Origin of the sequence: Burkholderia sp. AU15512, assembly GCF_002223325.1 — a bacterium.
Lineage (GTDB): Bacteria > Pseudomonadota > Gammaproteobacteria > Burkholderiales > Burkholderiaceae > Burkholderia.
The window spans coordinates 1,682,608-1,706,237 of the sequence record NZ_NKEX01000003.1; the positions used below are offsets into that span (position 1 = coordinate 1,682,608).

A 23,630-nucleotide genomic window follows, 5' to 3' on the forward strand; every position below is an offset into this window, starting at 1 on the left:
TCGGTAAAACATTGCTCAATAGCGCCACTCGCCGGCATCGCGCAGCAGCTGGCGTGACGACGCGTAGCGCAGCGTGCGCCCGACGTCGACCGTCAACGGCCCGCGCCAGTCGAGCGAGATCTCGTAGCGATCGCCGCGCGCGACCTCGATCTCGCGCTCGCCGTCGAACGCGAGCGTGCCGTGCTCGAACGGAATCGTCTGCCATGCACCCGGCTCGAGCCGCTCGCAGCTGCGCATCACGACGCGATCCACGCGGCCCGGTGCAATCGGCGCGACGAGCGGCGTGCCGGCGGTCTTGCCTTCGGCCGCGAAGCGCATCGCGAGCCCGTGCGGCGCGCTGCGCTCGAGCGGCGCCCACGCGCCGCCGAGCGCGGACAGGCCGATCCCGTCCGGTTCCGCAAACGTCAGGTACAGCGAATCGATGTCGTCGGACCCCGAGATCGCGCGGGCGCCGATGAAGCGCTGCCGCGCGGCGCACACGTCGACGAGTGCGATCTCCTCGCGCCCCGGCTGCGCGCCCGCCACGCAGCGCACGACGAGCCGCTTGTTGCGCGTGAACGCGACTTCGGCCGGCACGGCGCCAGTCGCGGCGAGTCCTGCCGCGACGCCGGCGACGGTGGCTTCGCGATGTTCGGGAAATGCGTTGTTGGTGCCGGTGGACAGCGCGACGAGCGGCGTCGCGCCGCAATGTGCGGCAACCGCACGATGGGTGCCGTCGCCGCCGAGCACGACGATCAGCGCGACTTCCATCCGGTGCAGGTACGCGGCGCCGGCCTGGGTATCGGCGACGGTGTCGGTGATCGGCAGGTCGACGAATTCGACCTCGGGCCAGCGCTCGTGCGGCGCGACCGCACGGTGCGTGTCGATCGCACGCAGCAGCAGCGTCGCGATGCCGGTCCGGTCGCGCAGCGTCAGCACGCGTTCGACGCCCATCGCGCCGAGGCCGGCCAGCAGGCGCACGATCATGTTCACCTTCTCCGCCGTCGGAAACACGGAGGCATGCGTCGTGAGGCGGCGGATGTCGCGCCCCGATGCGGGGTTCGCGATCACGCCGACGGTAACGAGCGTCGTCACGGGTTCGTCTCCATCCAGTTGGCCGGCCGCGGCGCGTGGGCGTGCCGCGGCTCTGCCTGTCTCGTCCGCTGCCATCGCCGGGCGGCGGATCGTCGTCGACGCGACCGCGCCGACTTGCCCGTGATCTCTGCAAGCGGCGTGCCACCCTACGTGCGATGAACGTGAAACCCTTGTGAATGCTGACGCGGCTGGGATGCCCGTGATCCGGAATCGCTGCTGGAAGGACGGAGCGCGCGGCCATTCGGCCCGCTCGTCTCACGGCGTCGATACGACGAAACGGTCACCGCGACGCCGGTGCAAGCGCACCGCCCTGCCCGCAAACCCCGCCATGTCGCGGCGCCGCGCAGGCCGCGTCATGCCGGACGATCTCCGTCTGTCGCACACCAACGCGTCTCAACGACACGAGACAGCCCGCGATACCGTGAGACGAACGTCTCAGGCTCGCCGCGTGCTGCGATGCAATGTGATCCGTCGAACGGGATGTGCTACAAGAACATCGCATCCCCGCCGTACGGAACCGGAGCCGACCATGCCCTACGCCGTCCCCCAGGCCCAGCACGCCGACCGCGTGCTCGGCGCGCTCGCCGGACGCCTGCCCGCGCCGGCCGACTCCACGCGCCTCGTGTCGTCGTGGCAGCGGTCGCTGGAGCGTTACAGCCTCGACCCCGCTTCGTCGATCGGCCCGCGCGTGCTGACCGCGGCCGAGCTCCGTGAAGTACGCGACAAGGAGGAGGCCTTCCTGCGCGCGTCGGGCCAGTGCCTGACGCGGCTGCACGACATGATTCGCGTCGCCGACTACTGCGTGATGCTGACCGACGCGCACGGCGTGACGATCGACTACCGGATCGACCGCGAGCGCCGCAATGACTTCCGCCACGCGGGGCTGCACATCGGCTCGTGCTGGTCGGAAAGCGAGGAAGGCACCTGCGGCGTCGCGAACGTGCTGACCGATCTCGCGCCGATCACCGTGCACAAGACCGATCACTTTCGCGCGGCGTTCACGACGCTCACCTGCAGCGCGGCGCCGATCTTCTCGCCGGGCGGCGAGCTGATCGGCGTGCTCGACGCGTCGGCCGTTCATTCGCCCGACGGCCGCGACAGCCAGCGTCTCGTCTATCAGCTCGTGCGGCAGAGCGCGGCGCTGATCGAGGACGGCTACTTCGTGCACAGCACCACGCAGCACTGGATCCTGTTTGGGCATCCGAATCGTCACTACGTCGAAGCGCAACCCGAGTGGCTGATCGCGTTCGACGAATGCGGCAACATCGTCGCCGCCAACCGGCAGGCGCGCGACGCACTGCCGGCGCTGCGCGAGCCGCGCCATATCGACGAGATCTTCGACGCGACCGAGATGCCGCTGCGCGATGCCGCGCGGCTCGATGCGATCGTCGCGCTGCGGCTGCGCGCGACCGGCGCGCCGCTCTATGCGCGGCTGCGTGCGCCGCTACGGCGCACCGGCCGCGAGCCCGGCACGGCCTCGCGCCGCCCGGGAAGCGCGCAACGCCACGTCGGCGCACTGACGCCGTTTCTGCACAGCAGCGACGCGCATATCGCGCAGCAGGCCGAACTCGCGCTGCGTGTCGCAAGCAAGCGGCTGCCGATTCTCGTGCTCGGCGAAACCGGAGCGGGGAAGGAAGTATTCGCGCGCGCGATCCACGATGCCGGCGCGCGGCGTGCGCGGCCGTTCGTCGCGGTCAACTGCGGCGCGCTGCCGGAAGCGCTGATCGAGAGCGAACTGTTCGGCTATGCAGCCGGCGCGTTCACCGGCGCACGCAAGCATGGCGCACGCGGCAAGATCGCGCTCGCCGACGGCGGCACGCTGTTCCTCGATGAAATCGGCGACATGCCGCTCGCGCTGCAGACGCGCCTGTTGCGCGTGCTCGCCGACGGCGAAGTCGTGCCGCTCGGCAGCGATACGCCCGTCCGCGTCGATCTCGACGTGATCTGCGCGACGCACCGCGATCTCGCACGCATGGTGGCCGACGGCACGTTCCGCGAGGACCTGTACTACCGGCTGAGCGGCGCGACGTTCGAACTGCCGCCGCTGCGCGAGCGTGCCGACGTGCGCGACGTGATCGCCGCCGTATTCGCCGAGGAAGCGCAGGCCACCGGCCACGTGCTGACGCTCGATGCGACGCTCGCCGAACAGCTCGCCGCGTATCCGTGGCCCGGCAACGCGCGGCAATTGCGCAACGTGCTGCGCTATGCGTGCGCGGTGTGCGACGCCGCGCGCGTGACGCGGCGAGATCTGCCGGCCGAGATCGCCGCGCAACTCGGCGGCGTCGTACCCGGCACGCTGCCCGACGACGAACGCGGCCGCATCGTCGCGGCGCTCACCGCGCATCGCTGGCGGCCCGACGCGGCCGCGCAGGCGCTCGGCATCTCGCGCGCGACGCTGTACCGACGCATCGCGAAGCACCGGATCGTCGCGCCGCACCGCGCGTGACGCGCCGGCGCGCGCTTCGTCATGCGGGCTGCCCGGCCGCTTCGTTCGCGCCTGCCGCGTTGCCGGCCGCCTCATCGCGCCGCGTGAACACTTCATGCGCGGCGAACAGCGCGTTGAGCGCGGCCGGCATCCCCGCGTACACGGCCATCTGCATGAACACCTCGACGATCTCGTCGCGCGTGCAGCCGACGTTCAGCGCGGCCTCGATATGCACCTTCAGCTGCGGTTGCGCGTTGCCGAGCGCGGCCAGCGCCGCGATCGTCGCGATCTCGCGCGCTTTCAGGTCGAGTTGCGGCCGGCTGTAGATGTCGCCGAAGCTGAATTCGACCAGGAGCCGCCCGAAGTCCGGCGCGATCGGCGCGAGCGCCGCGATTACGCGCTCGCCCACTTCGCCGTCGATTTCCTTCAGTTTGTTCCAGCCACGCGTGTAGCGGTCTTCAACGAGTCGTTCCATTGTGTCCGTCCTGTTCCGATAGAGAGTGAGAAAGTCTTGCCCGTCGTGCCATCTCCCGCTCCTGTGCCTCATAGTTCACGATCTTGTCGCTGATCACATCGAGGCTCGCCTGCAGCTCCGCGATATGCGCGCGCACTGCCTCGTAATGTGCGACGAGCAGGCTGCGCCGCGCCCCGAAGGTCGACTCGCCTTGCGCGCGCAGCGCCGCGAACGCCTGCATTTGCGCGATCGGCATGCCGGTCGCCTTCAGGCGCATCACGAAGGCCAGCCAGTCAAGGTCGGCCGGTGCATAGAGCCGGTGCCCGGCCGCCGTGCGCGAAATCGCGCGCAGCAGGCCGGCCTGCTCGTAGTACCGCAGCGTATGCGTCGACAGGCCGGTCATTTCGGCGACCTGGCCGATCGTCAGCGGGCCGGCGGGGGCAGAGGAAAGTCGGGTTACGGTTTGCGACATGGCAGGAACAAGGTTAAGAGTTGGAGTTCACTCTAAGTCAAGCCCTGTCGAACAGCCAGTGCAACGTCCATCGGCGACACCGTAAAGAATGGTCAAAACCGCCGCCCGGCGCAGGTTTCGGTCTTTACAGCGCCGCAAGCCTTCAGCAAGATTCGGTCAGCCTGTCTTAAAAAGGGCACGCATTTGTCCTATGCTTAACGGCGACGCCCGGCCGGGCGTCACGCCGCCGTCCGTTGCAACAGCCATTCATCCGTCAGAACCAGGGAGCCTTTGCCATGCTGAAAAAGCTGCTGATGCTGTTCGTCGCGCTATCGCTGTCGCTCGCCGCAGGCCTTGCCGCGGCCGTCGAAGTCAATACGGCTGACCAGGCCGCGCTCGAATCCGTGAAGGGTCTCGGACCCGTGAAGTCGAAGGCGATCATCGACGAACGCACCAAGAACGGCCCGTTCAAGGACGCGGACGATCTCGCGAATCGCGTCAAGGGCCTCGGCACGAAGTCGGTCGGGCATCTCGAGGAAAACGGCCTGACGATCGGCGGTGCGTCGACGCCGCCGAAGGGCGTGAAGCTGTCGAAGCCGGCCGCGACGACATCGACCACCACGTCGGCCACGACGTCGGCAGGCACGGCGTCGACGTCCACGACCGCGACGGCCGGCACGACGGCCACCGCACCGGCACCGGCCGCAAGCGCGCCGGATACGGCGGCGAAGCCGGCCAAGACAAAGCGCCTGACGAAGAAGGAAAAAGCGGCCGCAGCAGCGGCGGCATCCGCCGATGCGGGTGCGAGCGCACCGGCCGCAGCGTCGTCGACAAAAGCGACGAAGGGTTCGAAGAAGAAAGGCAAGAAGGACAAGGCAGCCTCCGCCGCCGCGGCGTCGGGCGCCTGATGTGCGCCGCGCGCGCGACGGCGTGCGCGCGGCATTCGTTCAACGGGCGCCCACGGCGTGGCGCCCTTATCGGTAAAGGTGAAGAACCATGGGTCTCCTCGACATCGTTGGCGGTCTGCTCGGCGGCCAGGCCGGCGGCAACTCGCAAAGCGCGCTGATCACGACCGCGCTCGAATTCATCAACAACCAGCCGGGCGGCCTGAATGGCCTGATCGAGAAGTTCAAGGCCGGCGGCGCCGGCGACATCATCGGCTCGTGGGTCGGCACCGGCCAGAACCAGCCGATCTCGCCGGACACACTGCAGAACGTGCTCGGCTCGGACGCGATCGGTGCGCTCGCGAGCAAGTTCGGTGTCGATCCGTCGATGGCGTCGACCGTCCTCGCGCAAGTGCTGCCGCACGTCGTCAACCACGCGACGCCGGACGGTGCAGTGCCGGCCGACGGCCAGGCACAGGTCGACCCGTCGAACGTGCTCGGCTCGCTGTCGCAGATCGCCGGCATGTTCGGCGGCAACAAGCAGGGCTGACGCGCTGCGTCGTTGCGACGCGCCATAAGCAAACACCCCGCCGAGGCGGGGTGTTTGTTTTTGCGCGCCCGGCGCGAACCGGGCGGCGGCCGAAGGCCTGCGATCAGTGCACGACGCGGTCGAACACGAACTGGCCGTCGTTGACGTCGACCGGAATCACGTCCTTCGGACCGAAGCGGCCCGCGAGGATCAGCTTCGCGACCGGGTTCTCGATCTCCTGCTGGATCGCGCGCTTCAGCGGCCGCGCACCGAACACCGGATCGTAGCCGACCTTCGCGATCTGTTCGAGCGCCGCCGGCGACACGTCGAGCGCCATGTCGAGCTTCGCGAGCCGGTCATGCAGGCGTGCGAGCTGGATCTTCGCGATCGACTCGATGTTGCTGCGGTCGAGCGCATGGAACACGACGACGTCGTCGATCCGGTTCAGGAACTCGGGGCGGAAATGCTGCTTCACCTCGAGCCACACGGCGTCCTTGATCTCTTCCTGCGGCGCACCCGTCATCGCCTGGATGACCTGCGAGCCGAGGTTCGACGTCATCACGATCACCGTGTTCTTGAAGTCGACCGTGCGCCCCTGCCCGTCCGTCATGCGGCCGTCGTCGAGCACCTGCAGCAGCACGTTGAACACGTCCGGATGCGCCTTCTCGATCTCGTCGAGCAGGATCACGCTGTACGGCTTGCGGCGCACGGCTTCCGTCAGGTAGCCGCCTTCCTCGTAGCCGACATAGCCCGGCGGCGCGCCGATCAGCCGCGCGACGCTGTGCTTCTCCATGAACTCGCTCATGTCGATGCGGATCAGGTGCTCTTCCGAGTCGAACAGGAACGACGCCAGCGCCTTGCACAGCTCGGTCTTGCCGACACCCGTCGGGCCGAGGAACAGGAACGAGCCGTACGGACGGTTCGGATCGGCGAGACCGGCGCGTGAACGACGGATCGCGTCGGCCACCGCGCTGATCGCCTCGTCCTGGCCGACCACGCGCTCGTGCAGCTTTTCCTCGATGTGCAGCAGCTTCTCGCGTTCGCCCTGCATCATCCGCGACACCGGGATCCCGGTCGAACGCGACACGACTTCCGCGATTTCCTCGGCGCCGACCTGCGTGCGCAACAGGCGCGGACGCGTCGGGTTGTGCTGCTCCTGCTCTTCGGCCTGCGTGACCTGCTTCAGTTGCGCCTCGAGCTGCGGCAGCTTGCCGTACTGCAGCTCGGCAACCTTCTCCAGCTTGCCGTCACGTTGCAGCCGCGCGATGTCCGCACGCACCTTCTCGATCTCTTCCTTCAGCTGCGCGCTGCCCTGCACCGCGGCCTTCTCGGCGGTCCAGATTTCCTCGAGGTCCGCATATTCGCGGCCGAGACGCTCGATCTCTTCCTCGATCAGCTGCAGGCGCTTCTGCGACGCTTCGTCCTGCTCCTTCTTCACGGCTTCGCGCTCGATCTTCAGCTGGATCAGGCGACGATCGAGCTTGTCCATCTCTTCGGGCTTCGAATCGATTTCCATCTTGATCTTCGAAGCGGCTTCGTCGATCAGGTCGATGGCCTTGTCCGGCAGGAAGCGGTCGGTGATGTAGCGATGCGACAGCTCGGCCGCGGCAACGATCGCCGGGTCGGTGATGTCCACACCGTGGTGCAGTTCGTACTTCTCCTGCAGCCCGCGCAGGATCGCGATCGTCGCCTCGACGCTCGGCTCGTCGACGAGCACCTTCTGGAAGCGGCGCTCGAGCGCGGCATCCTTCTCGATGTACTTGCGGTATTCGTCGAGCGTGGTCGCGCCGATGCAGTGCAGCTCGCCGCGCGACAGCGCCGGCTTCAGCATGTTGCCCGCATCCATCGCGCCTTCGGCCTTGCCCGCGCCGACCATCGTGTGGATTTCGTCGATGAAGACGATCGTCTGGCCTTCGTCCTTCGCGATGTCGTTGAGCACCGCCTTCAGGCGCTCCTCGAATTCACCGCGATACTTCGCGCCGGCGAGCAGTGCGGCCATGTCGAGCGACAGCACGCGCTTGCCCTTCAGCGTCTCGGGCACTTCGCCGTTGACGATCCGCTGCGCGAGCCCTTCGACGATCGCCGTCTTGCCGACGCCCGGCTCGCCGATCAGCACCGGGTTGTTCTTGGTGCGGCGCTGCAGGATCTGGATCGAACGGCGGATTTCGTCGTCGCGGCCGATCACCGGATCGAGCTTGCCCGCACGGGCGCGCTCGGTCAGGTCGACCGTGTACTTCTTCAGCGCCTCGCGCTGGCTTTCCGCGTCCTGGCTGTGCACCTGCGAGCCGCCGCGCACCGCGGCGATCGCGGCTTCGAGCGCCTTGCGCGTGAGGCCGTGCTGGCGGGCGAGCTTGCCGGCGTCGCCCTTGTCGTCGGACACGGCGAGCAGGAACATCTCGCTCGCGATGAACGTGTCGTTGAGCTTCTGCGCTTCCTTGTCGGCCTGGTTCAGCAGCCCGGCCAGTTCACGGCCGATCTGGATGTCGCCGCCCGTGCCCGTCACTTGCGGCAGGCGCGAAATGGCCTCGTTCAGCGCGCCTTGCAGCGCCTGAATGTGAACGCCCGCGCGCGACATCAGCGAGCGGGCGGAACCGTCCTGCTGCGCGACCAGCGCCGCGAGAACGTGAACGGGTTCGATGTATTGATTGTCGCGCCCTGCCGCGAGGCTTTGCGCGTCCGCGAGTGCTTCCTGGAACTTGGTGGTGAGCTTGTCGATTCTCATTTAGTCGAGACCTCCAATTTTCGATTACCACCAAGATGAGGATGGTTATGCGGCTTTCAAGCGAAATTCGGGTTGATTCAGCGCAAAAATCGATGGATATCCTTGAAGCGGCCCCGGGACGGGCCACGGCCGGATCGAGATGCGCGGCGAGCGCGTGTCAGCGCGCCGTCGACGGCGGCTCGACGGACGCCGGTGCGTCTTCCGGCAAAGGCTCGGCATGCAGGCGCACGACCGGGCGGATGCCGAGCAACGCGGCGAGCGGCGAAGCGGGCTCGATCAGTGCGCCGAGCGTGTGACGGTCGAGTTCGGCGAAAAACGCATCGCGCGCGGCCGCCAGTACGCCCTTCAACCGGCAATGCGGCTCGATCACGCAGCCGCGCGATTCGCCATCGGCCGAGAAGCAGCCGACCAGCGCGAAATCGCTCTCGGTCGCACGCACGACCTCGCCGACGGTCAGTTGCAACGATTCGGGGAACAGCCGCAGCCCGCCATTGCGACCGCGGACGGTGTCGACCCACCCCAGCTCGCCGAGCTGCTGCACGACTTTCATCAGATGGTTCTTCGAGATGCCGTAGGCGTCCGAGATCTCCTGGATCGTAGCGAGCCCCTCGCCGCGCACGGCAAGGTACAGCATCACGCGCAGCGAATAGTCGGTGTAGTCGGTGAGTCTCATGGGCGAATACGGAAAAAATCGATCGTACCCCCGATTACGTGAGCCGGGCCGACCGGGATGCGCACGAGGCCGGTTGGCGGCCCTGCACCGCGGCCCCGAGTTGCCGGGATGACGCGCGCGCAATAAGATGCGTGACACTTACACGTTTTTCAGGGGTGTTGGACGCTATTTTGCGTCAAAATTCGGCCGGCGTCCTACTCGATGCCCGCGCCGCCCCTGTCGTTGCCTATTTCTGCCGGCCCTTTTGCCATGACCGTCCTGCCCGCCTCGCCCGATACCGCCCCGGCCCGCCCTCGCGACACCGAGCCGACCGAAGCGAACATCCGCGATCTCGTCTACGCGTTCTACGACCGCGTGCGCGCCGATCCGCTGCTCGGACCCGTGTTCGACGCAAAGCTGGCCGGCCGCTGGGACGACCACCTGCCGAAGATGGTCACGTTCTGGTCGAGCCTCGTGCTCGGCACCAAGGGCTATCGCGGCAACGTGCAGCAGGCGCACCAGCCGCTCGACGGAATCGAGCCCGCCCATTTCAGCCGCTGGCTGTCGCTGTTCCTGAATACCGTCGAGGCGCGCTACGCGCCGCCCGCGGCAATCCGCTTCATGGAGCCGGCGCTGCGGATCGCGCAGAGCCTCCAGTTGAGCCGGTTCGGCTGGGACTACCCGATTCCGCCCGAGCAGCAGGCGCTGCTCGACGCGATCGCGCCACGCCGTCGCGATGCAGGCGACGATCCGCAGGCGTTGCCGTCGCGTGCCCGCGGTGAGCCGTTTCCGACGAAGATCATCGGGCGCAGCAGCGATCCGGACGCGTAACGGGCAGCCGGTGCGCGCGAGGCTTGCGCGCATGCGGCATCGCGCCGCATTACCCTGGCGCTACGCTCAGCGCCGCGTATTCCCCGATTCGATGCCCCAGCGCGCGAGCGCGGCATCGTCGGTGCTGCGCGCATCGACCCAGCGCTCGCCATCAGGCGTCGTTTCCTTCTTCCAGAACGGCGCTTCGGTCTTCAGGTAGTCCATCACGAACTCGCACGACGCAAACGCATCGCCGCGGTGCGACGCCACCGTTGCGACCATCACGATCTGGTCGAGCGGCAGGAGCCGGCCGACACGATGCACGATCGCGACGTCGATGCCCGGCCAGCGCCGGCCGGCCTCGGCGGCAATCTTCTCGAGCGCCTTCTCGGTCATCCCCGGATAGTGCTCGAGTTCCATCGCGGCCACCGAATCGCCTTCGTTCAGGTCGCGCACCGTGCCGACGAAGCACGCGACCGCGCCGATCTTCGGGTTACGCGCACGCAATGCCGCGACCTCGGCGTTCAGGTCGAAGTCGTCGGTCTGGATTCGTACCGTTGCCATCGCCCTCGCCTCAACCGCCCGTCACCGGCGGAAAGAACGCGACTTCGCAGCCTTCAGTCAGCCGCGTATCGGGATCGGTCATTTCGTGATTGCACGCCATGCGCAGTGCGCGCCCTTCCGAGAGCGTCTCGGCCCACGCCCCGCCGCGCACGCGCAGCCACGCGCGCACGTCGCCCACCGTCGTGACGCTGTCCGGCACGTCGGCCTGCTCGTCGGCCACGCCCAGTGCCTCGCGCACGCTTGCAAAAAATTTCAGTTGAATCTTCATGGTTCGGGAAGCCGTCGCGTTACGACAGCAGTTCGGAAAACGGAATGAAACGCACGGTCTCGCCGGCGCTGATCGCGTGCTGCGGCGGATTGTCGATCAGGCCATCGCCCCACACCGTCGACGTCAGCACCGCCGAGCTCTGGTTCGGGAACAGGTCGAGGCCGCCGGCCGCGTTGACGCGCGCACGCAGGAATTCGTTGCGCCGGTCGCCCTTGTTTTGCGAAAAGTCGGCGCGCAGCGACAGCGCGCGCGGCGCGACATCGCGCACGCCCGACAGGCGCAGCAGGAACGGCCGCACGAACAGCAGGAACGTGACGAAGCTCGACACCGGGTTGCCGGGCAGTCCGATGAAGTGCGCGTCAGGGCGATCGTCGCCGCGGCGCACCGCACCGTACGCAAGCGGCTTGCCGGGCTTCATCGCGATCTGCCACAGCGCGAGCCGCCCTTCGGCCTCGACGGCCGGCTTCACGTGATCCTCGTCGCCGACCGACACGCCGCCGCTCGTCAGGATCACGTCGTGATCGCGTGCAGCCTCGCGCAGCGTGTCGCGCGTCGCGGCGAGCGAATCGGGCACGATCCCGTAGTCGGTCACGTGGCAGCCGAGCCGCTCCAGCAGCCCGCGCAGCGTGAACCGGTTCGAGTTGTAGATCGCGCCCGGCTTCAGCGGCTCGCCCGGCATCGTCAGTTCGTCGCCGGTGAAGAACACCGCGACGCGAATCCGGCGCGCAACCGGCAACTGCGCGCAGCCGACCGATGCGGCCAGGCCGAGCGCCTGCGGCGTGAGCCGCGTGCCGGCGGGCAGGATCACCGAGCCCTGCCGGATATCTGCGCCCTGCGCGGTGATCCATTCGCCGGCCTTCGGCGTGTGCAGGATCTCGACCGCATCGCCGTCGGCCGACGTCTGCTCCTGCATCACGACGGCGTCGGCGCCGGGCGGCACCGTCGCGCCGGTGAAGATCCGCGCGGCCGTGCCGATAGCGAGCGGCGCGGCCGGATGACCGGCCGGAATACGCTGCGACACCGGCAAGCGCCGCTCGCCATGCAGCAGGTCGGCGACGCGCACCGCATAGCCGTCCATCGCGCTCGTATGCATCGGCGGCACGTCGAGCGGCGAGCTCACGTCGGCCGTCAGCACGCGGCCGAGCGCGTCGAGCGTGGCGACGGTTTCGGCACCGGGCAACGGCTTCGCGGCATCGAGCAGCGCAGCGAGCGCCTCGGCGGTCGACAGCATCGGCGCGCGCGGCGCCGCGGGATTCGGGTTCGACATCGATGGAATCGGGGATCGTTGGATTCAATACGTCATTGTAGCGACGCCGTCGCGCGGGCGCGCGATATGGCCGACATGCGGAAACTGTGATTCGCGCGAGCACGCCGGTCTGACACTTGTTTCGGTGTAGCGCGTCTGTCGCCGCGCGGCACCGCCAAACGAAACGGCCGGAACCCCGATCCGTTCGACGAATCGGCGTTCCGGCCGTCCTGCGCAACCGGGCCCGCAGGCCCGGCCGTGCGTCATGCGCCCGTATGGGCGGCGATGAAGTCCTTCACCTGCTGCGCGTCGGCCTTCACGACCTCGAAACGCTGCGGCAGCGCCTCGAGACCGTCGAATGCGGCCGGCCGCTCGGCTTCGCGATCGAGTGCTTCGCGAATCGTCTCGCCGAACTTGATCGGCTGCGCCGTCTCGAGCACGACCATCGGCACGCCCGCGTCGAGATGCTCGCGCGCGACTTTCACGCCGTCGGCGGTGTGCGTATCGATCATCGTGTCGTAGCGCGAGAACACGTCGCGGATCGTTGCGATGCGGTCCGCGTGGCTGCTGCGGCCCGACACGAAACCGAACTCGGCGACGCGCGAGAAATCGCCGCTCGCCGCGAGATCGAAGCCGCCCTTCTCCTCGACGTCGCGGAACAGCTGCATCACGCGCGCCGGATCGCGGCCGAGCAGGTCGAACACGAAGCGCTCGAAGTTCGACGCCTTCGAGATGTCCATGCTCGGGCTGCTCGTGTGATAGGTGTTCTCGGCGCTGCGCACGCGATACGCGCCCGTGCGGAAGAACTCGTCGAGCACGTCGTTCTCGTTGGTCGCGACCACGAGCTTCGCGATCGGCAACCCCATCATCCGCGCGATGTGGCCGGCGCAGACATTGCCGAAGTTGCCCGACGGCACCGTGAACGACACGCGTTCGTCATTCGACCGGGTGGCCGCGAAGTAACCCTTGAAGTAGTACACGACCTGCGCGACGACGCGTGCCCAGTTGATCGAGTTGACCGTGCCGATCTTCTGCTGCGCCTTGAACGCGTGATCGTTCGACACGGCCTTCACGATGTCCTGGCAATCGTCGAACACACCTTCGACCGCGAGGTTGAAGATGTTCGGATCCTGCAGGCTGAACATCTGGGCCGTCTGGAACGCGCTCATCTTCTTGTGCGGCGACAGCATGAACACGCGCACGCCGGCCTTGCCGCGCATCGCGTATTCTGCCGCGCTGCCCGTGTCGCCGGACGTCGCGCCGAGAATGTTCAGCGACTGCCCGTGCTTCGCGAGCGTGTACTCGAACAGGTTGCCGAGCAACTGCATCGCCATGTCCTTGAACGCGAGCGTCGGGCCGTTCGACAGTTCGAGCAGCGAGAGCGGCGCGCCGTTCTCGGTACCGAGCGTCTTCAGCGGCGTGATGTCGGACGCGTTCTCGCCATGGCGCGTGTTGCGGTACACGTCGGCCGTGTATGTGCGGCGCGTGATCGCGCGCAGGTCGTCGGCCGGCACGTCGTCGCAGAACTTCGACAGGATCTCGAACGCGAGATCCGCGTACGACAGCGTGCGCCAGCGTGCGAGCTCGTCGGCGGATACCGTCGGATACTCGGCCGGCAGGTAGAGCCCGCCGTCCTTCGCGAGACCGCCGAGCAGGATGTCGGAGAACGTGTGGCGCTCGCCGATGCCGGCGCCGCGCGTGGAGATGTAGTTCATGTCGTCCTCAGCTCAGTTCAGCGCTTCCATGCGCAGCTTCGTCACCTTCGAGACCACCGTCGCGAGGCTCTCGATCTGCGCGATCGCCGCATTCACGTTCTTCTCGACCGTGACGTGCGTGATCAGGATGATGTCGGTTTCGCCGTTCGCACCGTCGACCTGCTCCGACTCCTTCTGCAGCAGTGCGTCGATCGAGATGCCCGATTCGGCGAGGATGCGCGTGATCGCGGCGAGCACGCCGGTCTGATCGGCGACGCGCAGGCGCAGGTAGTAGCCGCTCGTCACTTCCTCGATCGGCAAGATCGGCGTGTTCGACAGGCTGTCGGGCTGGAACGCGAGGTGCGGCACGCGATGCTCGGGGTCCGCCGTGTGCAGGCGCGTGACGTCGACGAGATCCGCGACCACGGCCGATGCGGTCGGCTCCGCGCCCGCACCCTTGCCGTAGTACAGCGTCGTGCCGACCGCGTCGCCGTGCACGACGACCGCGTTCATCGCGCCTTCGACGTTCGCGAGCAGGCGCTTCTCCGGGATCAGCGTCGGGTGTACGCGCAGCTCGATGCCGTTTTCGGCGCGGCGCGTGATGCCGAGCAGCTTGATCCGGTAGCCGAGTTCTTCCGCGTAGCGAATGTCGGTCGCGTCGAGCTTGCTGATGCCCTCGACGTACGCGCGTTCGAACTGCACCGGCACGCCGAACGCGATCGCGCTCATGATCGTCGCCTTGTGCGCGGCGTCGACGCCTTCGATGTCGAAGGTCGGATCGGCTTCCGCGTAGCCGAGCTCCTGCGCCGCCTTCAGCGCGGTCGCGAAGTCGAGCCCGCGATCGCGCATTTCCGACAGGATGTAGTTGGTCGTGCCGTTGATGATGCCCGCGATGTACTGGATGCGGTTCGCGGTCAGGCCTTCGCGCAGCGCCTTGATGATCGGGATGCCGCCGGCGACGGCCGCCTCGAACGCGACCATCACGCCCTTCGCGCGCGCGGCCTCGAAGATCTCGGTGCCGTGCACCGCGAGCAGCGCCTTGTTGGCCGTCACGACGTGCTTGCCGTTCGCGATCGCGCGCAGCACGAGCTCGCGCGCGATGCCCGTGCCGCCGATCATCTCGGCGATGATCGCGATCGACGGATCATCGACGACCGAATTGAAATCGTCGGTGATCTGCGCGGCGCCGGCGTCGCCGCCGAGCGCGGCCAGCGCCTTCGCCGGGTTGCGCACGGCAATGCGCGTCACCTCGATGCCGCGCCCCGCGCGTCGCTTGATTTCTTCCTGGTTGCGGCCCAGCACCGTGAAGGTGCCGCTGCCCACCGTGCCGAAGCCCAACAGGCCAACTTTGATCGGTTCCATGCTGCGTGTGATCGAATGAGTAAGTAGTAGTGAGTCCGTGTGGCCGTGCCGCTCAGGCCGAATGGCGCTTGCGGTAGCCGTCGAGGAAGCGAGCGATCCGGTTGATCGAATCGGTCAGGTCGTCGAGGTTCGGCAGGAAGACCACGCGGAAGTGATCCGGCGTCGTCCAGTTGAAGCCCGTGCCCTGTACGAGCAATACGCGCTCCTCGAGCAGCAGGTCGAGAATGAACTGCTGGTCGTTCTGGATCGGATAGAGCTTCGGGTCGAGGCGCGGGAACATGTACAGCGCGGCCTGCGGCTTCACGCAGGTCACGCCCGGGATCGACGTGAGCATGTCGTACGCGAGTTCGCGCTGCTTGTACAGGCGCCCGCTCGGCACGATCAGCTCGTTGATGCTCTGGTAGCCGCCGAGCGCCGTCTGGATCGCGAACTGGCCGGGGACGTTCGCGCACAGGCGCATCGACGACAGGATGCCGAGCCCCTCGAGATAATCCTTCGCGTGCCGGCGGTTGTCGCCGCCGAGGCCCGACACGGCCATCCAGCCCGCGCGATAGCCGCACGAGCGATAGCTCTTCGACAGGCTGTTGAACGTGACGGTGATCACGTCCTCCGACAGCGAACCCAGCGCCGTGTGCTCGAGGCCGTCGTAGACGATCTTGTCGTACACCTCGTCGGCGAACACGATCAGCCCGTGCTGGCGCGCGATCTCGAGCAGTTCGAGCAGCAATTCGTCCGAATAAAGCGCGCCCGTCGGGTTGTTCGGGTTGATCACGACGAGCGCCTTCGTGTTCGGTGTGATCTTGCGGCGGATGTCGTCCAGATCGGGCATCCACGCGTTCTGCTCGTCGCAGACGTAATGCACCGGCGTGCCGCCCGACAGGCTGACAGCCGCCGTCCACAGCGGGTAGTCGGGCGCGGGCAGCAGCACTTCGTCGCCGTCGTTCAGCAGCGCCTGGGTCGCCATCACGATCAGCTCGGACGCGCCGTTGCCGATGTAGATGTCGTCGAGGCCGACGCCCACGACGCCCTTTTCCTGCGTGTAGTGCATCACGGCCTTGCGCGCCGAGAACACGCCCTTCGAATCCGAATAGCCGGACGACGTCGGCAGGTTGCGGATCATGTCCTGGATGATCTCGTCCGGCGCGTCGAAACCGAACGGCGCGAGGTTGCCGATGTTCAGCTTGATGATGCGGTGGCCTTCTTCCTCGAGGCGCTTCGCGTGCTCGAGCACCGGGCCACGGATGTCGTAGCAGACGTTGAGCAGCTTGTTCGACTTCTGAATCGGTTTCACGACGACACGGTTCCTGGATTGGCCTTGCGGCCGGGGGGGACGGGATCAAAACTGGAAAGCGGCCGGTCTGTGCGCGCTGTCTAGACTGGGAAAAAGCGGGCGGTCGGGCGCGGCTTGTGGCGACGCGCGACGCAAGTGGCGCCCGGGGGCGACCAAAAAGTTATAATTTAGCGGATTTTGGCTGACTTTCGCAATGCACCATAGCCGCGCCGGGCCCGCGCCGTCAGGCGTCCCGCGTGCTCGGGCAAGCGAAACCGGCCATCCGGGCCCGTGTGGCCCTGCGATACATTCCCCCTACGGAACCGCGGAATACCGATTTGAAACTGCACCAGGACGCGAGCGGCGCGCTCAACACCGTCACCGGCTACGGCCCCGATTATGTCGACGTCAACCTCGAACGCCATGAAACGAGCGTCATCGTGCTGCCCGGCGCGCCGGTCCAGGCATGGCCCGTGTCGTCGTTCGACGCGCTCGCGCCCGAGCATTTCGCGATGCTGCTCGACCCGACACCCGAACTCGTGATCTTCGGCAGCGGCGCGCGGCTGCGCTTCCCGCACCCGCGGCTCGTCGCGGCGCTCACGGCGAAGCGGATCGGCGTCGAGACGATGGATTTCCAGGCGGCCTGCCGCACCTACAACATCCTGATGGCCGAGGGCCGCAAAGTCGCCGCCGCGCTCTTAATTGAACGTTAATCCCGGATGCGGTAAAACTCGGGCCGGCGCAGCGGGTCGATCCCCCGGATCGGCCCGGCCAGGCCGCCCGCCCCCGGCGCAACCCGCCGGCGGCCCGTCACAACAACCAACAGGCTGAAAATCCATGAACGATACGCCGTCGAGGCTACCGCTCAATCGCATCACGCTCGCCCTCCTCGTCATCGCGCTCGCGATCGTCTGGTTCGCGCCGCTCGGGCTGCGCCACCTGATCCCGAGCGACGAAGGCCGCTATGCGGAAATGGCGCGCGAGATGTTCGTCACCGGCGACTGGATCACGCCGCGCTACAACGGCTACAAGTATTTCGAGAAGCCGCCGCTGCAGACCTGGCTGAACGCGCTCACGTTCGCGTGGTTCGGCATCGGCGAATGGCAGGCGCGCCTCTACACGGCCGTCGCGAGCTTCGCCGGCATCCTGCTGGTCGGCTACACCGGCGCGCGCCTGTTCAACCCGCTGTCGGGCTTCCTCGCCGCCGTCGTGCTCGCGTCGTCGCCGTACTGGAACCTGATGGGTCACTTCAACGCGCTCGACATGGGGCTCGCGTTCTGGATGGCGCTGTCGCTGTGCTCGCTGCTGCTCGCGCAGCGGCCCGGGCTGCGCCCGGCTGCGGCACGCGGCTGGATGTGGGCATGCTGGGCCGCGATGGCGTTCGCGGTGCTGTCGAAGGGCCTCGTCGGCCTGATCCTGCCCGGCGCCGTGCTCGTGCTCTATACGCTGATCGCGCGCGACTGGGCGCTGTGGAAGCGCCTGTACCTGGTGAGCGGCCTCGTGATCTTCTTCGCGATCGTCACGCCGTGGTTCGTGCTCGTCCAGCAGCGCAACCCCGAGTTCTTCAATTTCTTCTTCATCGTCCAGCAGTTCCGCCGGTACCTGACCCCGGAACAGAACCGCCCGGGCCCGCTCTACTACTTCGTGCCCGTGCTGCTGGTCGGCTTCCTGCCGTGGCTGTCGGTCGCGTGGCAGAGCATCCGCCATGCGCTGCGGATGCCGCGCCAGCCGAACGGCTTCTCGCCGATGCTCGTGCTGCTGATCTGGAGCGCATTCATCTTCGTGTTCTTCAGCGCGTCGCATTCGAAGCTGATCTCGTACGTGCTGCCGGTCGCGCCGGCGCTCGCGCTGATCATCGGCGCGTACCTGCCGCTGATCAGCGCCGACCGGTTCCGCCGCCACCTGCTCGGCTACCTCGTGTTCCTCGTCGTCGCGGCGTTCGGGATCATCTTCCTCGCGTACCAGGGCGATGCCCGTACGCCGAACGCGCTGTACCGCGCGTTCCAGATGTGGCTGTACGCGGGCCTCGCGGTCGCGGCCGCGCTGACCCTCGCGGCCGCATGGCTGAACCGCCGCGCGGGCGTGGCCGCCGCGCTCGCGGCCTTCGGCGCCGCCTGGCTCGCGTTCGGCACGATCGGCGGCACCGGTCACGACGAATTCGGCCGCTACAGCTCCGGCGCGCTGCTCGCGCCCACCGTGCGCGCCGAACTGGCGAAACTGCCGGCCGACACGCCGTTCTACTCGATCGAGATGCTCGATCACACGTTCCCGTTCTACATGGGCCACACGACGATCATGGTCCAGCGCCAGGACGAGCTCGCGTTCGGGATCTCGATGGAGCCGAACAAGTGGATTCCGACCGTCGACGAATGGATCACGCGCTGGAAGCAGGAAACCCATGCGCTCGCGATCATGCCGCCCGGCGAGTACGACACCCTGGTCAAGCAAGGCGTGCCGATGCGCGTGATTGCACGCGACAACCGCCGCGTGATCGTCGAGAAACCGCAATCGTAAGGACGCCCGCTGCATGAATCCCGTTTCGTTCGTCTGCATCATCACCGGCGTGATGCTCAACGCCTGTGCGCAACTTCTGCTGAAAGCCGGCGTCAACGCCGTTGGACACTTTGAATTCAGCCGTGCGAACATCATCCCGGTCGGCCTGAAGATCGCGACCCAATTGCCGATCATCGGCGGCCTCGGCTGCTACGTGCTGAGCGTCGTGGTCTGGATCGTCGGGCTGTCGCGGGTCGACGTGTCGATCGCGTACCCGATGCTGTCGCTCGGCTACGTCGTCAACGCATTCGCGGCCTGGTACCTGTTCGGCGAAGTGCTGTCGGTCCAGCGGCTCGTCGGCATCGGCATCATCCTGATCGGCGTGCTGGTGCTCGCGCGAAGCTGAGCCCGCCCGCCGCGCGCATTAAGCGTCTGCCTACAAAAAATCACGGTGCGATTGCGCCAACCGGTGTTTAATGCCGGTTTCGGCCGGGATCGCCCGACCCTTTTATTACACGCCATTACAGGCCAAAACGTACATGAGCCAGACTACCGCTCCGTTTCTGCCGTTCACCCGCCCCGAGATCGATGAGGAAACCATCCAGGGCGTCGTCGACGTGCTGCGCTCGGGCTGGATCACCACCGGCCCGCAGAGCCAGAAATTCGAAGCGGCGCTGTCCGAATACTGCGGCGGCCGTCCGGTCCGCGCGTTCAATTCGGGCACCTGCACGCTGGAAATCGGCCTGCGCATCGCGGGCGTCGGCCCCGGCGACGAAGTGATCACGACGCCGGCGTCGTGGGTCTCGACCAGCAACGTGATCCTCGAGACGGGCGCGACGCCCGTGTTCGCCGACATCGATCCCGTCACGCGCAACATCGACCTCGACAAGCTCGAGCAGGCGATCACGCCGCGCACGAAGGCGATCATCCCCGTGTTCCTGTCCGGCCTGCCGGTCGACATGGACCGCCTGTACGCCATTGCGCGCGCGCACAAGCTGCGCGTGATCGAGGATGCGGCGCAGGCGTTCGGCTCGACGTGGAACGGCAAGCGCATCGGCGCGATCGGCGACATCGTGTCGTTCAGCTTTCACGCGAACAAGAACCTGACGACGATCGAAGGCGGCGCACTCGTGCTGAACAACGAGGAAGAAGCGACGCTCGCGCAGAAGTACCGGCTGCAAGGCATCACGCGCACGGGCTTCGACGGGATGGACTGCGACGTGCTCGGCGGCAAGTACAACCTGACCGACGTCGCCGCGCGCGTCGGCCTCGGCCAGCTGCCGCACATCGAACGCTTCACCGCGCAGCGCCGCGCGCTTGCGCGTGCCTACTTCGCCGCATTCGACGGCAGTGCGGCCGTGAAGCTCGGCGTCGGCCTGCCGATCGCCGAATTCGAGAACGGCAACTGGCACATGTTCCTGATCACGCTGCCGCTCGAGCGCCTGACGATCACCCGCGCCGAGTTCATGGCGCAGATGAAGGAACGCGGCATCGGCACGGGCATCCACTACCCGGCGATCCATCTTTTCACGCTGTACCGTGCACGCGGCTTCAAGGAGGGCATGTTCCCCCACGCCGAACGGTACGGCGCGTCGACCGTCACGCTGCCGCTCTTCACGCAGATGACGGAAGGCGACGTGCGTCGCGTGGTCGACGCCATCAACCAGATTTGCGAACAATACGGAAAATAAGCGTACATGAGTCACCTTGAAGCACGCGCCGGGCATCCGGCCGCCGGGCACCTGGACGCCGGCCGGCCCGAAGTATCGGTCATCATCCCCGTGTACAACGAGGAAGACGGCCTCGCTGCGCTGTTCGCGCGGCTGTATCCGGCGCTCGACGCACTCGACACGTCATACGAAGTGATCCTGATCAACGACGGCAGCCGCGACCGCTCGGCGGCGATGCTCGCCGATCAGTTCCACGTCCGTCCCGACACGACACGCGTCGTGCTGCTCAACGGCAACTACGGCCAGCACATGGCGATCCTCGCCGGCTTCGCGCAATCGCGCGGCGAGATCGTCATCACGCTCGACGCCGACCTGCAGAACCCGCCCGAGGAAATCGGCAAGCTGATCGCGAAGATGCGCGAGGGCTACGACTACGTCGGCTCGATCCGCAAGCAGCGCCAGGACAGCCTGTGGCGGCGCAAGGCGTCGCAGATGATGAACCGCCTGCGCGAGCGCATCACGCGCATCAAGATGACCGACCAGGGCTGCATGCTGCGCGCGTACAGCCGCCGCATCATCGACACGATCAACGTGTGCGGCGAAGTCAACACGTTCATCCCGGCCCTCGCGTACACGTTCGCGCAGAAACCGACCGAGATCGAGGTCGCGCACGAGGAGCGCTTCGCCGGCGAGTCGAAGTACTCGCTGTACAGCCTGATCCGGCTGAACTTCGACCTCGTGACGGGCTTCTCGGTCGTGCCGCTGCAGTGGCTGTCGTTCATCGGCGTGATCCTGTCGCTCGGCTCCGCCGCGCTGTTCGTGCTGCTGCTCGTGCGACGCTTCATCGTCGGCGCGGAAGTGCAAGGCGTGTTCACGCTGTTCGCCATCACGTTCTTCCTGCTCGGCGTGATCATCTTCGCGCTCGGCCTGCTCGGCGAATACGTCGGCCGCATCTACCAGCAGGTGCGTGCACGGCCGCGCTACCTGATCCAGGCCGTGCTCGAGCAGCACGACGGCGTGCCGCCGGTGCCGGCCGGCGCGAATCGCACGGGTACCGCGCAATGAAGCCGCGCGCAGTCGTCTTCGCGTATCACAACGTCGGCGTGCGCTGCCTGCAGGTGCTGCTCGCGCGCGGCGTCGACGTCGCGCTCGTCGTCACGCACGAGGACAACCCGAACGAGAACATCTGGTTCGGCAGCGTCGCGTCCGTCGCGGCCGAGCACGGCATTCCGGTGCTCACGCCGGCCGATCCCGCCGATCCGGCGCTGCGCCGCGCGGTATCCGACGCGCAGCCGGACTTCATCTTCTCGTTCTACTACCGGCACATGCTGCCGGTGGACCTGCTCGCGATCGCGCCGAAGGGCGCGTACAACATGCACGGGTCGCTGCTGCCGAAATACCGGGGTCGGGTACCGACCAACTGGGCGGTGCTGAACGGCGAAACCGAAACCGGCGCGACGCTGCACGAGATGGCGGCGAAACCCGACGCCGGCGCGATCATCGGCCAGACCGCGGTGCCGATCCTGCCGGACGACACGGCCACGCAGGTGTTCGACAAGGTCACGGTAGCCGCCGAGCAGACGCTCTGGCGCGTGCTGCCCGCGCTGCTCGCGGGCGAGGCGCCGCACCTGCCGAACGATCTCTCGAGCGGCAGCTACTACGGCGGGCGCAAGCCCGAGGACGGCCGCGTCGACTGGTCGAAGCCGGCCGCGCAGGTCTACAACCTGGTGCGCGCGGTCGCGCCCCCGTATCCGGGCGCGTTCACGGACGTCGACGGCACGCGTTTCGTGATCGCGCGCGCGCGCCTGGCGGCACCCGGCAGCGCGGCGGCCGCCGCCGCGGCAGATTTGCCGCCCGGCCTGCACGTAAGCGATAATGCGCTATTCGGCGTCTGCGGCGACAGCCGCGCCCTATCCATTCTCGAGCTGTGGCAGCAGCGCGACGGCAGCGAAACCGTCGTGACGCCCGCGGAATTCGCGCAGTTCATTCATTCTTCCCGTCATTCATGAAAGCAAAAAAAGTCCTGATCCTGGGTGTGAACGGCTTCATCGGCCATCACCTGTCGAAGCGCATTCTTGAAACCACCGATTGGGAAGTGTTCGGCATGGACATGCAGACCGATCGGCTGGGCGACCTCGTCAACCACGAGCGGATGCATTTCTTCGAAGGCGACATCACGATCAACAAGGAGTGGGTCGAGTATCACGTGAAGAAGTGCGACGTGATCCTGCCGCTCGTCGCGATCGCGACGCCCGCCACCTACGTCCAGCAGCCGCTGCGCGTGTTCGAACTCGACTTCGAGGCGAACCTGCCGATCGTGCGTTCGGCCGTCAAGTACGGCAAGCACCTCGTGTTCCCGTCGACCTCCGAGGTCTACGGCATGTGCTCGGACGAGCAGTTCGACCCGGATGCATCGGCCCTCACCTACGGCCCGATCAACAAGCCGCGCTGGATCTACGCGTGCTCGAAGCAGCTGATGGACCGCGTGATCTGGGGCTACGGGATGGAAGGCCTGAACTTCACGCTGTTCCGTCCGTTCAACTGGATCGGCCCGGGCCTCGACTCGATCTACACGCCGAAGGAAGGCAGCTCGCGCGTGGTCACGCAGTTCCTCGGCCACATCGTGCGCGGCGAGAACATCAGCCTCGTCGACGGCGGCTCGCAGAAGCGCGCGTTCACCGACATCGGCGACGGCATCAGCGCGCTGATGAAGATCATCGAGAACAAGGACGGCGTCGCGTCGGGCAAGATCTACAACATCGGGAATCCGAAGAACAACTTCTCGGTTCGCGAACTCGCGCACAAGATGCTCGAACTGGCGGCGGAATTCCCCGAGTACGCCGATTCGGCCAAGCAGGTGAAGCTCGTCGAGACGACGTCCGGCGCCTACTACGGCAACGGCTACCAGGACGTGCAGAACCGCGTGCCGAAGATCGACAACACGATGCAGGAACTCGGCTGGGCGCCGCAAGCGACGTTCGACGACGCGCTGCGCAACATCTTCGAAGCGTATCGCGGTCACGTCGCCGACGCACGCGCGCTCGTCGAACAGCAAGGCTGAT

22 protein-coding genes are annotated in these 23,630 nt (G+C 67.0%); 11 read left to right on the top strand and 11 right to left on the bottom strand.

Annotated features, from left to right (window positions below; translation table 11 throughout):
• Positions 1 to 15 precede the first annotated feature (15 nt).
• Entirely contained in the window at positions 16 to 1,074 is a 1,059-nt protein-coding gene (locus CFB43_RS10400; protein WP_089494998.1) for an ATP-NAD kinase family protein, read from the bottom strand.
• Positions 1,075 to 1,603: 529 nt separating this feature from the next.
• Between CFB43_RS10400 and CFB43_RS10405 the strand changes: the two genes are divergently transcribed.
• On the top strand, positions 1,604 to 3,520 hold the full coding sequence (locus tag CFB43_RS10405; RefSeq protein ID WP_089494999.1) for a sigma-54-dependent Fis family transcriptional regulator: 1,917 nt from the start codon (positions 1,604 to 1,606) through the stop codon (positions 3,518 to 3,520).
• 19 nt (positions 3,521 to 3,539) lie between these two features.
• Here the strand turns inward: CFB43_RS10405 and CFB43_RS10410 are convergent, their stop codons facing one another.
• Both CFB43_RS10410 and CFB43_RS10415 read right to left on the bottom strand, forming a co-directional pair.
• On the bottom strand, positions 3,540 to 3,974 hold the full coding sequence (locus CFB43_RS10410; protein WP_089495000.1) for a carboxymuconolactone decarboxylase family protein: 435 nt from the start codon (positions 3,972 to 3,974) through the stop codon (positions 3,540 to 3,542).
• On the bottom strand, positions 3,958 to 4,425 hold the full coding sequence (locus CFB43_RS10415) for a MerR family transcriptional regulator (protein WP_089495001.1): 468 nt from the start codon (positions 4,423 to 4,425) through the stop codon (positions 3,958 to 3,960). Before CFB43_RS10415 ends, CFB43_RS10410 begins: the two co-directional genes overlap by 17 nt.
• A gap of 275 nt (positions 4,426 to 4,700) precedes the next feature.
• Between CFB43_RS10415 and CFB43_RS10420 the strand changes: the two genes are divergently transcribed.
• Positions 4,701 to 5,312: a ComEA family DNA-binding protein gene (locus tag CFB43_RS10420; protein WP_089495002.1), complete on the top strand. Its 612-nt coding sequence runs from the start codon at positions 4,701 to 4,703 to the stop codon at positions 5,310 to 5,312.
• 88 nt (positions 5,313 to 5,400) lie between these two features.
• On the top strand, positions 5,401 to 5,838 hold the full coding sequence (locus CFB43_RS10425; protein WP_069248127.1) for a YidB family protein: 438 nt from the start codon (positions 5,401 to 5,403) through the stop codon (positions 5,836 to 5,838).
• 103 nt (positions 5,839 to 5,941) lie between these two features.
• Here the strand turns inward: CFB43_RS10425 and clpB are convergent, their stop codons facing one another.
• Both clpB and CFB43_RS10435 read right to left on the bottom strand, forming a co-directional pair.
• A complete protein-coding gene (gene clpB / locus CFB43_RS10430; protein ID WP_089425578.1) occupies positions 5,942 to 8,539 on the bottom strand; it encodes an ATP-dependent chaperone ClpB in 2,598 nt (865 codons plus the stop codon).
• Positions 8,540 to 8,696: 157 nt separating this feature from the next.
• Positions 8,697 to 9,212 carry an Rrf2 family transcriptional regulator gene (locus tag CFB43_RS10435; RefSeq protein ID WP_089495003.1) on the bottom strand — a complete coding sequence of 172 codons (516 nt, stop codon included), beginning with the start codon at positions 9,210 to 9,212 and terminating at the stop codon, positions 8,697 to 8,699.
• Positions 9,213 to 9,461: 249 nt separating this feature from the next.
• Here CFB43_RS10435 and CFB43_RS10440 point away from each other — a divergent pair, with 249 nt between their 5' ends.
• Positions 9,462 to 10,022, top strand: coding sequence for a group III truncated hemoglobin (locus CFB43_RS10440; protein WP_089495004.1), 561 nt, complete (start codon positions 9,462 to 9,464; stop codon positions 10,020 to 10,022).
• A gap of 66 nt (positions 10,023 to 10,088) precedes the next feature.
• On the opposite strand, the gene CFB43_RS10445 is transcribed toward CFB43_RS10440, so the two are convergent.
• The 6 genes from CFB43_RS10445 to CFB43_RS10470 all read right to left on the bottom strand — a co-directional run bounded on the left by CFB43_RS10445 (position 10,089) and on the right by CFB43_RS10470 (position 16,426).
• Entirely contained in the window at positions 10,089 to 10,565 is a 477-nt protein-coding gene (locus tag CFB43_RS10445; RefSeq protein WP_043188206.1) for a molybdenum cofactor biosynthesis protein MoaE, read from the bottom strand.
• A 10-nt stretch (positions 10,566 to 10,575) separates the two neighbouring features.
• Positions 10,576 to 10,833: a molybdopterin converting factor subunit 1 gene (moaD, locus tag CFB43_RS10450; RefSeq protein WP_089425581.1), complete on the bottom strand. Its 258-nt coding sequence runs from the start codon at positions 10,831 to 10,833 to the stop codon at positions 10,576 to 10,578.
• A 19-nt stretch (positions 10,834 to 10,852) separates the two neighbouring features.
• A complete protein-coding gene (locus CFB43_RS10455; RefSeq protein ID WP_089495005.1) occupies positions 10,853 to 12,100 on the bottom strand; it encodes a molybdopterin molybdotransferase MoeA in 1,248 nt (415 codons plus the stop codon).
• Positions 12,101 to 12,342: 242 nt separating this feature from the next.
• Positions 12,343 to 13,794: a threonine synthase gene (gene thrC, locus CFB43_RS10460; protein WP_089495006.1), complete on the bottom strand. Its 1,452-nt coding sequence runs from the start codon at positions 13,792 to 13,794 to the stop codon at positions 12,343 to 12,345.
• Between the two features lie 12 nt (positions 13,795 to 13,806).
• Positions 13,807 to 15,135 carry a homoserine dehydrogenase gene (locus CFB43_RS10465; RefSeq protein ID WP_089495007.1) on the bottom strand — a complete coding sequence of 443 codons (1,329 nt, stop codon included), beginning with the start codon at positions 15,133 to 15,135 and terminating at the stop codon, positions 13,807 to 13,809.
• A 52-nt stretch (positions 15,136 to 15,187) separates the two neighbouring features.
• Positions 15,188 to 16,426: a pyridoxal phosphate-dependent aminotransferase gene (locus CFB43_RS10470; protein WP_089425584.1), complete on the bottom strand. Its 1,239-nt coding sequence runs from the start codon at positions 16,424 to 16,426 to the stop codon at positions 15,188 to 15,190.
• 317 nt (positions 16,427 to 16,743) lie between these two features.
• Between CFB43_RS10470 and CFB43_RS10475 the strand changes: the two genes are divergently transcribed.
• From CFB43_RS10475 to CFB43_RS10505, 7 genes are all read left to right on the top strand, one after another.
• The gene (locus tag CFB43_RS10475) at positions 16,744 to 17,118 is read left to right on the top strand and encodes an Mth938-like domain-containing protein (RefSeq protein WP_041492864.1); all 375 of its coding nucleotides are present in this window, start codon (positions 16,744 to 16,746) and stop codon (positions 17,116 to 17,118) included.
• Between the two features lie 124 nt (positions 17,119 to 17,242).
• The gene (locus CFB43_RS10480; protein ID WP_089495008.1) at positions 17,243 to 18,919 is read left to right on the top strand and encodes a glycosyltransferase family 39 protein; all 1,677 of its coding nucleotides are present in this window, start codon (positions 17,243 to 17,245) and stop codon (positions 18,917 to 18,919) included.
• Positions 18,920 to 18,932: 13 nt separating this feature from the next.
• The gene (locus tag CFB43_RS10485) at positions 18,933 to 19,304 is read left to right on the top strand and encodes an EamA family transporter (protein WP_011352303.1); all 372 of its coding nucleotides are present in this window, start codon (positions 18,933 to 18,935) and stop codon (positions 19,302 to 19,304) included.
• Positions 19,305 to 19,437: 133 nt separating this feature from the next.
• A complete protein-coding gene (locus CFB43_RS10490; RefSeq protein WP_089495009.1) occupies positions 19,438 to 20,589 on the top strand; it encodes a DegT/DnrJ/EryC1/StrS family aminotransferase in 1,152 nt (383 codons plus the stop codon).
• 6 nt (positions 20,590 to 20,595) lie between these two features.
• Positions 20,596 to 21,633: a glycosyltransferase gene (locus CFB43_RS10495; protein WP_089440262.1), complete on the top strand. Its 1,038-nt coding sequence runs from the start codon at positions 20,596 to 20,598 to the stop codon at positions 21,631 to 21,633.
• Positions 21,630 to 22,577 carry a formyltransferase gene (locus tag CFB43_RS10500; protein WP_089495010.1) on the top strand — a complete coding sequence of 316 codons (948 nt, stop codon included), beginning with the start codon at positions 21,630 to 21,632 and terminating at the stop codon, positions 22,575 to 22,577. The genes CFB43_RS10495 and CFB43_RS10500 overlap by 4 nt, the downstream gene beginning before the upstream one ends.
• Entirely contained in the window at positions 22,574 to 23,629 is a 1,056-nt protein-coding gene (locus CFB43_RS10505) for a bifunctional UDP-4-keto-pentose/UDP-xylose synthase (RefSeq protein ID WP_006482864.1), read from the top strand. Before CFB43_RS10500 ends, CFB43_RS10505 begins: the two co-directional genes overlap by 4 nt.
• Position 23,630: the final 1 nt, after the last annotated feature.